This window comes from Crossiella sp. CA198 (genome assembly GCF_052078295.1).
Taxonomy (GTDB): domain Bacteria; phylum Actinomycetota; class Actinomycetes; order Mycobacteriales; family Pseudonocardiaceae; genus Crossiella.
The window spans coordinates 1-15,243 of record NZ_JBQJIM010000025.1; the positions used below are offsets into that span (position 1 = coordinate 1).

Annotated in this window: 12 protein-coding genes; 9 read left to right on the forward strand and 3 right to left on the reverse strand. The window is 72.2% G+C overall.

Annotated elements, in window-relative coordinates; translation table 11 throughout:
* Window positions 1–127: 127 nt before the first annotated feature.
* The gene (locus ACTOWY_RS34320) at window positions 128–709 is read right to left on the reverse strand and encodes a helix-turn-helix domain-containing protein (RefSeq protein ID WP_441313757.1); all 582 of its coding nucleotides are present in this window, start codon (window positions 707–709) and stop codon (window positions 128–130) included.
* 110 nt (window positions 710–819) lie between these two features.
* Between ACTOWY_RS34320 and ACTOWY_RS34325 the strand changes: the two genes are divergently transcribed.
* The 4 genes from ACTOWY_RS34325 to ACTOWY_RS34340 are packed head-to-tail and all read left to right on the forward strand — an operon-like array spanning window position 820 to window position 4,247.
* Window positions 820–1,821: an alpha/beta fold hydrolase gene (locus ACTOWY_RS34325; protein ID WP_441313758.1), complete on the forward strand. Its 1,002-nt coding sequence runs from the start codon at window positions 820–822 to the stop codon at window positions 1,819–1,821.
* A gap of 40 nt (window positions 1,822–1,861) precedes the next feature.
* Window positions 1,862–2,881 carry a phosphotransferase family protein gene (locus tag ACTOWY_RS34330; protein ID WP_441313759.1) on the forward strand — a complete coding sequence of 340 codons (1,020 nt, stop codon included), beginning with the start codon at window positions 1,862–1,864 and terminating at the stop codon, window positions 2,879–2,881.
* A 41-nt stretch (window positions 2,882–2,922) separates the two neighbouring features.
* Window positions 2,923–3,456, forward strand: coding sequence for an RNA polymerase sigma factor (locus tag ACTOWY_RS34335; RefSeq protein ID WP_441313760.1), 534 nt, complete (start codon window positions 2,923–2,925; stop codon window positions 3,454–3,456).
* The gene (locus ACTOWY_RS34340; RefSeq protein WP_441313761.1) at window positions 3,453–4,247 is read left to right on the forward strand and encodes a hypothetical protein; all 795 of its coding nucleotides are present in this window, start codon (window positions 3,453–3,455) and stop codon (window positions 4,245–4,247) included. Before ACTOWY_RS34335 ends, ACTOWY_RS34340 begins: the two co-directional genes overlap by 4 nt.
* Window positions 4,248–4,303: 56 nt before the next feature.
* Here the strand turns inward: ACTOWY_RS34340 and ACTOWY_RS34345 are convergent, their stop codons facing one another.
* Window positions 4,304–7,585: a S8 family serine peptidase gene (locus ACTOWY_RS34345; RefSeq protein WP_441313762.1), complete on the reverse strand. Its 3,282-nt coding sequence runs from the start codon at window positions 7,583–7,585 to the stop codon at window positions 4,304–4,306.
* 191 nt (window positions 7,586–7,776) lie between these two features.
* Between ACTOWY_RS34345 and ACTOWY_RS34350 the strand changes: the two genes are divergently transcribed.
* The 5 genes from ACTOWY_RS34350 to ACTOWY_RS34370 all read left to right on the forward strand — a co-directional run bounded on the left by ACTOWY_RS34350 (window position 7,777) and on the right by ACTOWY_RS34370 (window position 12,286).
* Entirely contained in the window at window positions 7,777–9,024 is a 1,248-nt protein-coding gene (locus ACTOWY_RS34350) for a serine hydrolase domain-containing protein (protein WP_441313763.1), read from the forward strand.
* A 50-nt stretch (window positions 9,025–9,074) separates the two neighbouring features.
* A complete protein-coding gene (locus tag ACTOWY_RS34355) occupies window positions 9,075–9,638 on the forward strand; it encodes a VanZ family protein (protein WP_441313764.1) in 564 nt (187 codons plus the stop codon).
* A gap of 181 nt (window positions 9,639–9,819) precedes the next feature.
* Complete coding sequence (locus ACTOWY_RS34360) at window positions 9,820–10,494, forward strand: response regulator transcription factor (RefSeq protein ID WP_441313765.1); 675 nt, start codon at window positions 9,820–9,822, stop codon at window positions 10,492–10,494.
* Window positions 10,487–11,587, forward strand: a complete 1,101-nt coding sequence (locus tag ACTOWY_RS34365) for a sensor histidine kinase (protein WP_441313868.1) — start codon at window positions 10,487–10,489, stop codon at window positions 11,585–11,587. The genes ACTOWY_RS34360 and ACTOWY_RS34365 overlap by 8 nt, the downstream gene beginning before the upstream one ends.
* 201 nt (window positions 11,588–11,788) lie before the next feature.
* Complete coding sequence (locus ACTOWY_RS34370; protein WP_441313766.1) at window positions 11,789–12,286, forward strand: DinB family protein; 498 nt, start codon at window positions 11,789–11,791, stop codon at window positions 12,284–12,286.
* A 26-nt stretch (window positions 12,287–12,312) separates the two neighbouring features.
* On the opposite strand, the gene ACTOWY_RS34375 is transcribed toward ACTOWY_RS34370, so the two are convergent.
* Window positions 12,313–15,201, reverse strand: coding sequence for a hypothetical protein (locus ACTOWY_RS34375; RefSeq protein WP_441313767.1), 2,889 nt, complete (start codon window positions 15,199–15,201; stop codon window positions 12,313–12,315).
* Window positions 15,202–15,243: the final 42 nt, after the last annotated feature.

Here is a 15,243-nt window from a genome sequence, read left to right on the forward strand (position 1 = left end):
GCGATCTCCAAACACCGCGCGAAAGGCGACATCGACCGCACCAACCATCGAGCAGAGATCACCGTGATCGTGCTGACAGCAGCAGGCTTGACAACAGACCCCAAACCCTAACTACGCGGCATTGGGGCTAGCGTTCCGGGGTGGTTCGGACGTGGGCGCGGACGCCCTGGGGGTCGAACAGGACGAGGACCTCGACGGCCTCGCCGCCGGGGCTGCCCAGCCAGTGCGGGGTGGAGGTGTCGAACTCGGCGGCCTCGCCGGGGGGCAGGGTGAGGTCGCGTTCGCCGAGGATCAGGCGCAGGTGGCCGTTGAGCACGTAGAGCCACTCGAAGCCGGGGTGGGTCTGCGGGGTAGGTTCGGCCGGTTCGCGGTGGGCCGGGATGAGCATCTTGAACGCCTGCACCCCGCCCGGCCGCCGGGACAGCGGGATGAAGGTCAGGCCGAACTTGTGGATCGGTTTGAGGTGGATCCGCGGGTCGCCGGTGCGTGGCGCGCCGACCAGGTCGTCCAGCGGCACGTCGTAGGTGCGGGCCAGTGGCAGCAACAGTTCCAGGGTCGCCTTGCGCTGCCCACTCTCCAATCTGGACAGGGTGCTCTCCGAGATCCCGGTCGCCGCGGCGAGTTCGGCGAGGGTGAGGTCGCGGGCCGTGCGCAACGCGCGCAGGCGCGGGCCGACCGCGTCGAGCACCTGGTCCATCTCGTCGTCCATGGCTCCAGGTTGCCAGAACGGCAAGATTCCGTGCCAGCTTCGGCAACCCCTGGTGAGACTGGCCGCGGCGCCATCCGGTGCCGCCGACCTCGTTTCCAGGACAGGAACCCATGATCACCGCACCGCGCCGCCCCGCCCGCCGGATCGCCGCCATCGCCCTGGCCCTGCTGCTCAGCACCGCGGCCTGTGCCGCGCCGCCCGCCGCCGAGATTCCCGCGCACGCCACCGCCACCCACGGCGATCCGGCCTTCGCCAAGACCTTCCGGCACGAGTTCGCCGAGGTCGACGGCGTCCGGATGCACTACGTCACCGGTGGCCGCGGCACTCCGGTGGTGCTGCTGCACGGCTGGCCGCAGACCTGGTTCGGCTGGTGGCCGATCCTGCCCGCACTGGCCGAGCACCACACCGTCTACGCCGTCGACCTGCCCGGACTCGGCGACAGCACCGGCACCCCGGCCGGCTTCGACAAGGCCACCCTGGCCCGGTACGTGCACACCCTGATCGCCGAGCGCCTCGGCCTGCGCGACGCCCGCGTGATCGGCCACGACCTCGGCGCCGCGGTGGCCTTCCAGTACGCCGCCCAGTTCCCCGCCGACACCAGGCAGCTTGGCTACCTCGACCTGCCGCTGCCCGGCCCCGGCATCAACGCCGCCACCTACCGTTCGCTGAGCTGGCACATCGCCTTCCACTCCCAGCGCAGCGTGCCGGAAGCCGTGGTGGGCGACAACGTCCGCGAGTACCTGGCCCTGTTCTACCCCCAGGTTTCCTTTGGTGGCACGGCTTTCGGCGGCACCAGCGACCGCTCCCCGTTCACCGGCGCCGAGATCACCGAGTACGCCCGCACCTATCGCCGCCCCGAGGCGCTCTCCGGTGGCTTCGAGCTGTACCGCAGCTTGGACAAGGACGTCCGGGACACCGTGGCGGCCGCTCCGGTGCGGGTCCCGGCGCTGGTCATGACGGCGCAGGGACAGGTGGAGGCGATCAAGGCCACGGTGGCGCCACGGCTGACGAACATCGTGCGCGCGGTGGACGTGCCGCAGGCCGGGCACTGGCTGGTGGCGGAGAACCCGCGGTTCGTCACCGAGGAGTTGTTGCGCTTCCTCAAGGGCTGAGGCCCGGAAAACGGTTGCCGCCGGGTGCGAGGATCAGCTGGTGACCGTCTCGCCGCAGGACGCCCGCCTCGACCACGCGTGCGCCACCGCCGGGCTGCGGCCGACCACGCCACCACGGCGGATCGTCAGTCACTCCAACGACACCTGGTTGATCGAGGACGAGTGGCGCGGCCCGGTGGTGCTGCGGGTGTCCTGGCGCGGCGATGTCGCCCGGATCGGCCGGGAGGTCGCGGTGACCCGGCGGCTGCCCGCCGCGATCCGCCGCCCGGAGGTACTGGACCACGGCACGCTGTTCCTGCACGGGAGTCAGCTCGCGTATTCGCTGACCCGTCTGGTGCCCGGACGCCCGCTCGACGAGTGCTGGCCCGCATTGACCGAAGGGCAACGCCGGTCGGCGGTGTCCCAGCTCGCCGCGATGCTGCGGGAGCTGCACGAGTGGACGCCGCCGCCCGACCTCACCGCGTTGCTGCTGGAACGTCCCTACCATCCGGAGAACCGGATCACCGGTCTGCTCGGCGCCGACCTCAACCCGCTGCCGGTGGCGCGTGCGGCCGAGCTGGCCGAGCACGCCAGCGGCCTGCCGCACGTGGAACCCGGTCTGCTCCGCGCCGCGGCCGAGTTGCTGCACCGGCTCGCGCCGTTCGGTCAACCGGTCGACGATCCGGCCGCGCACGGGCTGATGCACGGCGACCTCCAGCTCGGCAACCTGCTGTGGTCCGAGTCCGGCGAGCTGACCATGCTGGATCTGGAGTGGGTGCGGTTCGGGCCGCCACTGCTGGACCTGCAGCGACTCTGTGCACGCGCCGATACCGACCACCTGGTCGGGGCCGACACCCATCCGACCGTGCTGCGCTGGCTGGCGGCGGATTACCCGGCGGCGTTCGCCGGACCGCACCCCGCCGCCCGCCTGCGGCTGTACACCCTGGCCTACGCCATCCGCGACCTGATCGTGCACCCGCCGGACCGGGAGGCCGACCCCGCACTGCACCGGCTGCGGCGCCTGGTCGAGGACTCCTGGCCGGTTCCCGGCGCCTGGCCCGACTCGCTGGAACGTCACTGAAAGACTGGGCGGGCAGCCGGACATAACCCAGGGTGGAGCAGGTGGACGTGGAGCCGCGCCAGACCGGGTTCGAGGCGGTCGCGCAGGGGCTGATCGAGCCGTTGCGGCGGTACCTGGCCCGGCGGACGGATCCGGCGACCGCGGACGACGTGCTGTCCGAGACCCTGCTGGTCTGCTGGCGGCGGCGGGCCGAACTCCCGGCCGAGCCGCTGGCCTGGGCCTATGCCGTGGCGCGGAACTGCCTGGCCAACGCCGACCGGGCGCGCCGCAGGCAGGACCGGCTGCTGGTGCGGATCTGGCAGTTGGCCAGACCGCCGGAACAGGCCCCGCCCGAGCCGCCGCCCGCAGGGCCGGACCCGGATCCGGAGCTGGCCGGGGCGCTGGCCCGGTTGTCCACTGTGGACGCCGAGCTGGTGCGGCTGTGGGCCTGGGAGGAACTCGGCCCGGCCGAGATCGCCCTGGTGGTGGGGCTGAGCCCGAACGCGGTCAGCATCCGCCTGCACCGGGCACGGCAGAAGCTGAGGTCCATGCTGCCCGAGCACGAGCGGGCGCAGGCGGAAGTGGAGCGGCCATGACCGAGGACAACCTGCGCGACCGGTTGCGCCGCGCCGACCCGGCGGCCGGACTGCGCCCCCTGCCGCCCGAGCAGACCCGCCGACTGCTCACCGAGGCCAGCACGGCCGCGCTCGACGTGCCCGCGCCCCGGCCACCTTTCCTCCGGCGGCCGCTGGTGCTCATCGGCGCCGGCGCCCTGGTCGCCACCACGGCCGTGGTGATCGCCCTGACCAGCGGCGGGAACGGCGGCGGCGCCGAACCGGGCCCTGGGCCGGTCATCGCACTGCCCACCGCCACCGAGCGGCCGGGACCGGGCCCGGGAACGTTCCCGGGAACGGTCACGGGGGTGCCCGGCAGCAGTGCGGCCCACCCGAGCCCCACCGGCCGACCGCCCTCGGGCACCCCGCACACCACCAGCCCGCCACCAGCAACTACCTCGCCAACGACGGGCGGCAAGATCACCGTGAACGTGCTCACCGACCGCGCGGACCCCGGCGGCCGGTGCCCCAGACCGGAAGCCCGGCACCTGGCCGAGACCGCGGGGCTGGCCTTCGAGGGCACCGTGCTGCGGGTGGTGGACAACCTGGTCACGCTCCAGGTCAAGCGCACCTGGACCGGCGCGGAGACCGACCTGGCCGAGGTCCGCAACGCCGACGCGGCCAGTTCGGCGATCCTGGCCGGGCTGACGCCGGAACCCGGCCAGACCTACCTGGTCGCCGCCGCCGACCGGCAGGTCATGGGCTGCGGGTACAGCGGACCGGCCGACGCGGAGCTGCGGGCGCTCTACGACCAGGCGTTCCCGCGCCGCTGAACAGCACGAAGCGCCCGGCCGGGGAGTCGGCCGGGCGCTTCGTGTCCTTCCCCGCGCTACTTGGTCAGATAGGCGTCGAGCACGGTCTGGGTGACCGTGTCCCCGCCCTTGCCGACCGCGGTGGCCCGCAGCGACACGCTCTTGCCCTTGGCCGGGTTGACCACGAACACCGCCCCGCCCGCGACCCAGGCCTGCTGCCAGCTGGCGCCCCGGTCGTAGGAGACGGCCGCGGTCAGTGACTTGAGCTGGTCACCGGCTGCCGCGCCCTGCACGGTCAGCGGCACCCGCTGCCAGGAGTGCGCGGGCAGCGTGCCGTCCAGGCCGAGGGCCGGGGTGAACCGGACCATCGACACCGGCACCCTGGTCAGGCTGTCGGTGTGCGCCGAGGTGAAGCCCCAGGTGGTGGTGACCGAGGTGCTGATCGAGGCCAGGTCCTTGCGGTTGGCCGTGGTGCTGAACTCGTAGCGGCCCGATGCCGCGGGCAGGGAGAAGAAGGTCTCCGGGTCCAGCGGACGGTCGGTGGAGCCGATCACCTTCCCGTCCAGCTTCAGCACGGTCGAGCCGGAGTCGATGGCCGAGCCGCCGCCGCGGCCCTGGCCGTCGGTGAACAACGGCAGGCCGCCGAGCAGGATGTCGCCGTCCCGGAACAGGCCGGCCCGGCGCTCCGCGGGCAGGGCGGGGCCGAAAACGCCGGTGTTGAACGTCTTCTGGTGGGTGCGGCCCGGCTTGAGCACCTCATCCTCCGTTTCCCAGGCTGCCTCGGTGCTGCTGCCGTGGTCCTGCTCGAAGCGGAAACCCCAGACCTGCTGGGGCGAGTACAGGTGCATGGTCCGGGTGTGCGGGAGTGCGTAGCCGAAAGCCCCGGTGATCACCGGGCTGTCGCCGATGGCGGCGTTGGCGTAGAGGAACCCGGTGCGATCCGGCGCGGTGGCACCGGCCGCGGCGGTGACGGTGACCAGGTCCTTGTTCGTGAGGTGCTTGCGGTAGCCGGTCCAGAACCGGGTCAGGGTGGTGGACTGGTCGACCAGGTGGAACTCGGTGCGGTCGGTGGCTCCGGAGTAGGACCCGACGAGCAGCTCCTCCGTCTCACCCGGCTTGCCCGCCGGGCCGACGTGCGCGGTGTGCAGCACGGTGAACGGCAGGCCCAGCAGCCCGAAGCCGTACTCCATGCCCGGCGTCTTGTGGCCGACCCTGATGTAGGAGTGCCGCTGCACCGCCTCGCGGTCGGGCAGCCTGATGTCCACCGGCTTGGCCTGCCGGGCGTCCAGGGTGAGGGTGGTGTCCGCGCCGACCTCGATGTTGCCGCCGTTGAACCAGTTGTAGCCGGCGTCCGGCTGCTCCGGGCCGATCCAGCTGCGGCCGCTGAGCAGGTAGCGGCCCTTGGGCAGGCGCAGGGTTTCCAGGCCGGTGCCGAGCTGGTGGTAGGAGCCCTTGGCCTCCCCGGTGATCCCCTGCAGGTCGGCCCGCCAGTCCGCGGCTGGCCGGCCCTTGCGGTCGATCGCGTTGATCGTGACGCTGTAGCGCTCGGGCTCGCGGGTCACCGCGGCCGGGGTGCTGACGGACTGGCCGCCGCCGGTGGCGGTGACGTAGGCGCTGAAGGTGCCCTCGGCGTCCCCGCCCAGCCTGGTGTCCGCGGTGAGCGTGGTGGCGGCGCTGCCGCGGGCGGGCACGGTCAGCGTGCTGTGGCCGAGGGTGAAGAAGCCCTGCGGCGCGGCGGAACCGTTGGGGCCCTTGCCTTCCGCGCTCAGCGAGAGGGTGATCGGCTGGTCGCCGGTGTTGCGGTAGACCAGGTCGCGCTTGATCGGGATGTCGTCGCCGTGCGGCCACAGCGCGGTGCCGAAGGACAGCGAACTGTCGGCGGAGACGGTCTGGGTGATCGCCTTGGCCACGTCGACCCGGCCGGCGCCTTGCTCGAACGGGTTGTGCGCGCCCGGTTTCGCCGCAGCCATCAGCGCGGCCTTGAGCTGCTCGCCGCGCCAGTCCGGACGGGCCTGGGCCAGGATCGCCGCGGCCCCGGCCACGTGCGGGGTGGCCATCGAGGTGCCGTCCAGGGAGATGTAGCCCTCGGCCGGTTTTGGCCGGGACTCGCCCAGCCTGCTGCCCGCCGCGGCCGCCGCGCCGATGCCCACCCCGGGCGCGGTGAGGTCGGGTTTGATCGCGCCGTCGCCGTTGCGCGGACCGGTGCTGGAGAACTCGGCCAGCTTGTCGTCGCGGTCCACCGCGCCCACGGTGAGCGCGGCCTGCGCGCTGCCGGGGGAGCCGACCGAGTTCGGGCCCGCGTTGCCGGAAGCGACCACGAACAGGGTGCCGGTCTGCTCGGAGACCTTGTTGATCAGGATCTCCATCGGGTCCAGCAGCGGGCTGTCGTGGCCGCCCAGGCTCAGGTTGACGATGTCCGCCCGCTGCTGCACCGCCCACTCGATCCCGGCCAGGATCCCGGACTCCGCCCCGGACCCGTCATCGCCGAGCACCTTGCCGTCCAGGATCCGCGCGCCCGGCGCGACACCCCGGTACTTGCCGCCGGACTTGGCGCCGTTGCCCGCGGCGATGGAGGCCACGTGCGTGCCGTGCCCGACCCGGTCCTTGTTGTCCGGCGCGGGCGTGAAGTTCTGCTCCGCGATCTCCTGACCGGCCAGATCGGGGTGACTGTGGTCGACCCCGGTGTCCAGCACCGCGATCTTCACGCCCTTGCCGTCGAACCCGGCCTGCCAGGCCGCGGGCGCGCCGATCTGCCCGGTGCTGCGATCCAGCGCGGCCCGGTGCACGGCGTCCAGCCAGATCGTGCCCACCCCGGGCGCCGGGCGACGTTCCTTGGCACTACCGGCGGTAAGCGCTTCCCATAACGCGCCGGCGCGGTCCGCGGACACCGTCAGCGCCTCCGCCCCGATCCGCGGGAACGACCGGGTCACCTCGGCCCCGCTCCGTCGCCACCCCGGTGCGCCACCCTGGGCGGCGACCAGCAGCCCGAGGCCCTTGCGCGCGGTGTACTCGGGACGGCTCAACAGGGCCAGGTCGAACAGTCGCCGGTCGAGCTTGCCCTGGGCGATCATCACCTCCGCGTCGGCGGGCACCGCGTACACGTGCCCGGCGTCGGAGCGGACCGCGACCGGGATGCGCTCCCGGCCTGGCGCGGGCCGGAATTGCGCTGGCCTGCCCTTGTCGTCGGTGCGCACCTGGTCACCGGTGACCAGGGTGATCCACTGGTGTCCGGCGGAGGCGCCGGTGGCGGACGGCGGGCTGGTGGGGGCCGTGGTCGCGGCGGCGGGGGTCGCGATCGCGAGGGCGAGGACCGTGCTCAGCGCGAGGCTGAGCGCGGCCCGCGGGCGGTGGTGTCTCAACGGGGGCTTCTCCTTTGGACGGACTGCTCCTCGGAGGAGATATGTCCGCCAGGGGACCCGGTCTTTCAGTTCGGGCCGGGATGTATCGCGGGCGTATCGAAAACCGCATACGTCCTGGCAACAGTCCACCGACTTCAGTGGAGGCGACAAGCGACAACGGTCGGCGCGCCGGCCAGGGAAGGACCGTGGGTATGAACTCGGATTCCGCAGGTGCCATGGACCGGCGGCGGCTGCTCGGCCTGGGTGGGCTGGCGGCCGCGGGCGTGGTGGCCGGGGCGCCGCTGTTGGGCGCCGGGCTTGGTCAGGCGGCGCCGGAGGAGTCGTCCCGGCAGGATCGGCTGCCGCCGGAGACCCTGCCGGGTGGGGCCTATGACCGGTTCGTGGCGAAGCTGGCCGCGGAGGACAAGTTCTCCGGCACGGTGCTGCTGTCCTACCGGGGGCGGACGGTGCTCTCGCGCAGTTATGGCCTGGCGGACAAGGAAAAGGGGATCCGCTTCCACGACGGCACCGCGGTCAACCTCGGTTCGGCGATCCAGCCGTTCGCCGCGGTGGCCATCCTGCAGCTCGCCCAGCAGGGCAAGGTGCGGCTGTGGCACAAGCTGGGCACCTACCTGCGGGGCTTCGCCCCGGACATCCTGGAGAAGGTGACCATCCACCACCTGCTCACCGGCTCCTCCGGGATGGCCAACCCCGAGCACGACCTGCGGCGGGTCTTCCACAGCAAGGAGGAGGTGCACGAGTACTGGGAGCGGTGGACCCGGCTGGCGAAGCTGGAGTTCGTGCCAGGCTCGGGCTCGGAACGGTCGGGCGCCTGTTTCGCCGTCGCCGCGCAGGTCGTGGAGGCGGTGACCGGCCTGAAGTACTGGGACTACGTGCAGGAGCACATCTTCAAGCGCGCGGGCATGACCGGCTCGGGGTTCTTCACCAGGCCGCAGTGGCTCACCGAACCGCACATCGCGCATTCGTACATGCGGGACGCCGACGGCAGCCGGGTGGACATCGTCCGGAACCTGGACAAGGGCAGCCCGGGCCAGTACCAGCTGGGCAAGAACAACGCCCGCAGCTTCATCGACCACGCCGCGGACGGCGGCTTCGCCACCGCGCGGGACCTGGCCCGGTTCGGGCAGGGGCTGCGCGACGGCACGCTGCTGGAGAAGGCCTACGCCGACCTGTTCACCCAGGCCAAGAGCCCCATCGACAGCGGCAAGTTCGGCGGTCCGCCGCCCGAGTTCCCGGCGTTCACGACCTACACGATGCCGACCTCCATCCACAAGGGACAGTGGGTGACCGGGCGCGGCGGCGCCAACCCCGGCAGTGGCGCCAACTACAACCTCTACCTGGACAGCGGCTGGGTCGGCGTCGTGCTCAGCAACTACGACGATTTCCCCCTGGTGGAGATCCTGGAGCAGGAGCAGAACGCCATCATGGGCGCGCCCTGACTTCTGGTGGCACCGCAGGAGATTCCCGGTCGAAGGAAAGCGGAGTAAGAGTGCTCGACAAGTGGCAGGACTGGATCGGCACGGAGACCGGCCTGGTGGCAGGCACGGTGCTCGCACTGCCGGTGGCAGGGGCGGTGGTGTGCGGGCTGGCGGTGCTCCGGCGGGCCGCGGGCACGCCGACGGGGTGGGCCTGGCGCCGGTCGCTGGCCGAGGTCGGCCTGGTCTACGGGACGCTGCCGTTCGTGTGGCTGACCCTGATGCCGGGCAGTCGCGCCGGTCTGGTGCCAGGCCGGACGAGCCTGGTGCCATTGCAGGATTTGCTGGAGATGGACACCGGCCAGATCATCGGCAACATGCTGATCTTCGCGGCGCTGGGGTTCTGCGCCCCGATGCGGTTCTTCGCGATGGGGTCGCTATCGCGGGTGCTGGCGGTCGCGGGCGGCGCCTCGATCCTGATCGAGACCGCGCAGTACGTGTTCCAGCTGGACCGAGTGTCCTCTGTGGACGATGTGCTGCTCAACGCCACCGGCGCCGTGCTGGCCGCGCTGATCTCCCGCCGCTGGTGGCGCACCAGAACCGACGTCCCAGTGTCGCCGATCTGCCAGGCTGCCTAGGCATGTCCGAAATTCACCGGCGTGTTGGCCGTTGTCGTACACAGTCTTGGCCGAACTGGTACCACTTGGGCCAAGTGGTACGCCCACTTCAGCCAACCCGGCGTACCAGTTGGGCCAACTCGCCGTCCACTTCGGCCAACACGGTGGCGGGTGGGTGGGGGCGGTTGCCTAGGCTGCTGATATGCGTGTGCTGATCGTGGAGGACGAGCCGCACCTGGCCGAGGCCGTCCGGGACGGGCTCCGGCTGGAGGCGATCGCGGCCGACATCGCCGGGGACGGCGACACCGCCCTGGCGTTGCTCAGCGTGAACTCCTACGACCTCGCGGTCCTCGATCGAGATATCCCCGGCCCCTCCGGCGATGAGGTCGCCCGGCGGATCGTGGCCTCCGGCAGTGGGATCCCGATCCTGATGCTCACCGCCGCGGACCGGATCGACGACAAGGAAACCGGGTTCGGGCTGGGCGCCGACGACTACCTGACCAAACCGTTCGAGCTGCGGGAGCTGGTGCTGCGGTTGCGGGCACTGGATCGCAGGCGCGGGCACGCCCGGCCGCCGGTCCGCGAGATCGCGGGCCTGCGGCTGGACCCGTTCCGCCGGGAGGTCTTCCGGGACGGGCGTTACGTCGCGCTCACCCGCAAACAGTTCGCGGTGCTCGAAGTGCTGGTCGCGGCCGAGGGCGGGGTGGTCAGCGCCGAGGAGTTGCTGGAGCGGGCCTGGGACGAGCACGCCGACCCGTTCACCAACGCCGTGCGCATCACCGTTTCCGCGCTGCGCAAGCGACTCGGCGAACCCTGGCTGATCGCCACCGTGCCCGGCGTCGGCTACCGGATCGACGGCGGCGATGCCCGTGGATAGGCACCCGGGGGCGAGCGCCCGGCTGAAACTCACCCTCAGCTACGCCGGGGTCGTGCTGGTCACCGGCGGGGTCCTGATCGCCGTGGCCTGGCTGTACCTGCTGCGGCACGTGCCGAACAAGGAGCAGGGCCTGCTCGGGATCAGCCCCAACCGATTCCTGCTGTCGCGCATCTTCGGCGAGGCCGCGGCCGTGGCCATGATCGTGCTGCTGGTGATCGGCCTGGTGGGCGGCTGGTTCCTGGCCGGGCGGATGCTCGCGCCGCTGAACCGGATCGGGGACGCGGCCCGGCTGGCCGCGAAGGGCTCGCTGTCCCACCGGATCCGCCTGCCGGGCCGCCAGGACGAGTTCCGCGAACTCGCCGACGTTTTCGACACCATGCTGGAAAAGCTCGAATCCCATGTCGCCGAACAGCAACGCTTCGCCGCCAACGCCTCGCACGAACTGCGCACCCCGCTGGCGATCTCCCAGACCCTCCTGGAGGTCGCCCGCACCGACCCCGCCCAGGACCGGGGCGAGCTGATCGAACGCCTGCACACCGCCAACAAGCGGGCGATCGACCTCACCGAGGCCCTGCTGCTGCTCAGCCGCAGCGACCGCGGCGGCTTCACCCGCGAGCCCGTCGACCTCTCCCTGCTCGCCGAGGAAGCCGCCGAAACCCTGCTGCCGCTGGCCGAACGGCGCGGGATCACCCTGGAGGTCACCGGCGAGCCCACGCCGACCGCGGGCTCCGCCGCGCTGCTGCTGCGGATGGTGACCAACCTGGTGCAGAACGCCATCGTGCACAACCTGCCAGCCGGTGGCGCCGTCACGGTGCACACCGAATCGCGGCACGGCGCGAGCGTGCTGCGAGTGGCCAACACCGGGCAGCCGCTGCCGCCGGAGCTGGTGCCGACCCTCATCGAACCCTTCCAGCGCGGCACCGAACGCGTGCGCACCGAGGACCACGCGGGCGTCGGCCTCGGGCTGGCCATCGTGCACAGCATCGTCCGGGCCCACGACGGGAGCCTGGACCTGCGACCCGGCCCCACCGGCGGTCTGCTCGTCACGGTCCGGCTGCGCGGCACACCGCGGGCACTGTTCGCCGACTCATGACCCGGGGTGCGGCCGCCCACGGGTTCGGCGCTGGGACCGGGTGGTAGGGTGACGAGGTCGGCGCCGTCAACGGATCTGCCCGGCAATTGATGTCACCCGCGGTGTTGTGTTCTACCCGCATCGAACGCCTCGACGTTCACCCACCTGTTCCACCTTTCGGACGCATCGTGCTGTCCGCCAATCCCGCATGGAGTGAAAGCCTTGAGTACCAACAGAATCACCAACGGCAACGAACGAACGCTCATCGAGAACATGCTCGATCGCAACCGCGAAGCCCTGATCGAGACCGTCCGCGGCCTCTCCGAAGCGGACGCCCGCCGCCGGCTCGTCACGTCGCTGACGACACCGATCTCCTTGCTCAAGCACGCCGCGGCCGCCGAACGGATCTGGTTCCAACGGTTCTGGGCGGGACTGGACGCGTCCGAATGCGACGGATACTCGGAGCGGGATGAGGGCACCTTCACCGTCACCGACGAGGAGTCCCTGGCCGAGGTGATCGCCGAGTTCGAACGCGCGAGCAGGCGATCACGGGAGATCGCCGCCCGTTTCACCCTCGACGACACCAAGGACATCGCCCTGGAAGGAACGGTCAGCATGCGCTGGACCCTGCTCGCCATGATCGAGGAATTCGCCCGGCACGCCGGACATGGCGACATCCTTCGCGAACAGATTGAGCAGGCCGCACAGCCGAACCCGTGAGACTTCCGTAGTGCCCCAACCTGCTCTCAGCGGTGTGCGCGCTGCCAGAGCGCGGGCCAGCCGCCCTTGCCCAGCAGTGCCGCCGGGATGAACAGCCCGTGCTCGGCGATCCGGTCGGCGAAGACCCGCACCGGCGCGCCGAGTTCGGCCGCCGCGGGCAGGGCTCGTTGCCACGGTCCGTTCTCGTCGAACAGGTCGCAGGCGGGAAAACCGGGCACCGTCGCCTGCTTAGGCTCGGTCACCCGTAGTACACCGTCCATTGTGGACGGAGCGGCGCAGGTGGTCGCGATCGCCAGCGCGCACACCAGTTCGGGTGCGGGCCGCCGGGCCACCGACCGGCCCAGGGTCTCGTCCCTGGCCAGTTCGCCGATGGCCGCCCGGACCGCCCGCGCCACCTCGTCCATGGCGTAGGCCGGGGTGATCGCCGCGCGGCGGACCAGCGCGCGCAGTGAGCGCGGCAGCGGTCCGGCGCCGGTGAGCGTGGCCACCCGGTCGTACTCGCGCTGGGCCGGGTCGAGGCGGCCCACCGCGGTGCTCAGCGGCCGGACCCGGGTGGCGTGCCAGAGGGCGGTCGCGCCGAGTCCGTTGTCCAGGGCGGTGCGGACCAGGTCGACGTGCTCGGCCGGGCTGAGTCGTTTCAGCGCGATCACCGCCGCCTCGGGGTCGAAATCGGCGGGCTGCCCGGCTCGGCCGAGCCCGCGCGCCAGCGTGACGTAGGTGCGCCGGGCCGTGGCGACCGGTGTCGTGGCCAGTTCCCGTTCGACCTCGGCGGTCAGCTCGCGGGTGAGGTCGGCGGGCAGCCGGGTCGCCGCGTTCCGGCGGGCGCCGCCACCCCGGGCCCGTGTTGGCGCCACGGGTTCCAGGGGTTCGGGTTCGGGTGGTGCGGGCACTGGCAGGCCGGTCACCCAGGTCTTGATGTGCGTCGCCAGCGACTCGTCGAGGTCGTCGTTGAACCGTGCCCGCAGCTCGTGCACGTGCCAGCCGCCGGTGTGCCGCCGGATGTCCAGGTTGGCCACGATGCGGCCATGGGCCGGGTCCCGCAACGCCATCAGCACGCACTGGCCGCGGCGGGCCACCTCGGCGTACCAGGTGTCGCCAACGCAGTTGCCCATGTAGCCGGACCAGGCGGCCAGCTGCCGCGGCTCCCGGCCCAGTTCCACCACCAGTTCCGCGCCCGGGATGACCTGTTTGTCCACAGTGGACACTTCGCTGGGGATGGGGAAGGCGCCGACACTGGCCTCGGCGATCACCGCGGCGGCGCTGACTCCCTCGGCGAGTTCGGTCCAGCTCCGGCAGCGGGGTGGTGGCGTCGCGCCGAAGGCGACCAGCTGGGCCACCTCGGCGGCGGCCAGCGGCACCGAGTCGGCCCTCGGCTGCTCCTGGTCCGCCGCTCCGGCGTAGGACAGTTCGGGCATCGACTCACCGGGCACCGCGGTGGCGGACTCGTGGCCGGCGAAGGGCGCCAGCGCGTCGGCGAGATCGGCGTACCACAGCAGGTCGTGCGGTTCCTCCACCGTGACCGGGTCCGCGTCCGGGGCGGCGGCCAGTCGCTGCGCCAGCGGCTGGGTCAGCTCCTCGGCGTGCGCGTCCTCCAGCGGCGGCTGCTCCCAGCCACCCGGCGCCCTGGTGAACCCCGCCGCGGCCCGCCACCTGCGCAGGTGGCCTGCCTGCCACCGCTGTTGGTGGCGCCAGCAGTGGTGCAGGTACTGCCGCTCGAAGGCGGGGAGGTGCTCGGTCACCGCGTCCAGGACGACCTCGCCGTAGTTGCGGGCCATGGCGATCCGGATCCGCACCGCGTTCTCGGTCTTCGGGGTGATCGCCCGTCCCGGCGCCAGCAGCTGGAGCACCTGATGCAGGTAGCACCCTGGCCGCGCCGGGTGGCTGTAGTCGCCTTCCCGGCGACGGGCGGCCTTGGACCGGGTGTCCTCATCGAGGATGGCGTCGGCCGCGAGCAGCTCGCCGCGGTGCTGCTCGATGGCGGCCGCGAGACCCTGGTCGGAGACCGTCCTGGCGAACCGCAGCAGCGCGGTCGCCGCGATGGCGTCGTGCAGCAGCCAGGTGATTTCCCAGGTGGCCCACCAGGAGGGCGGCCGCCACCGGGCCGCGCCGGCCAGCGTCATGCGGTTGCCGAGGCTGTACCCCGCCTGCCGCAGGATCGCACCGTCGAAGAAGTCCTGGTGGCGTTTGCGGAGTCTGTCGATCCGGTCGGCCTTGGTCTGCGTGGCGGCCAGGCGGGCCAGTCGCTGCCGGTGGCGAAGTCGCGCGCACACCTGTTCCCACAGGCTGAGGATCAGCGCCAGCCGCCGTGGCTGGGGATAGCCGCTCAGCGCGAGGGAGAAGTGTTCGGCCAGGGTGGAGGCGGCGCCGCGCGGGAACGGGTCGACGCCGTCCGGGGCACGCAGTTCGAGCAGGCGTTCCAGCTGCTCCGGGCCGAGCAGGTCCGAGGCCGCGGCGGCCAGTCCCAGTGCCGCCCAGCGTTCCTCGGTGACCGCGGTGTGCGCGGCCGCGCCGACCCGCTTGGTCGCCGACGGCCCGAACAGCGCCACCAGCCGGGCACTCCGGTCACCCAGGCGGTCCGCGCCGTCCGCGCCGAGCACCCGCAGCGCGGCCAGCACCGCGTCCCGCCGGTCCCCGTGCGCCCCGGCCAGGCGGGCCGAGGTGAAGCCGCCGCCGAGGTCGACGCCCGCCGCCGCGACCGCCTCGGTTCCCTTGCCCACCAACAGGACGAGCTGCCGGCACGCCTCCCGCACCTGCTCGGGTCCGGCCTCGGCCGGTCCGATGGCGACGGGTGCGCCGGGCGGGTGCGCGCCGGCCCGGTCCTCGGCGGGTCTGGGTGCGAGCCTGCCGCCGGAGGTGGGCAGCCAGCAGCGCGACCCAGCCGCGGCGGTCAGGCCAAATGCGAGCTGTACGGACATCGGCTCCCATGTTCGCACCCGCGGCACCCCCTCCGCCGCCGA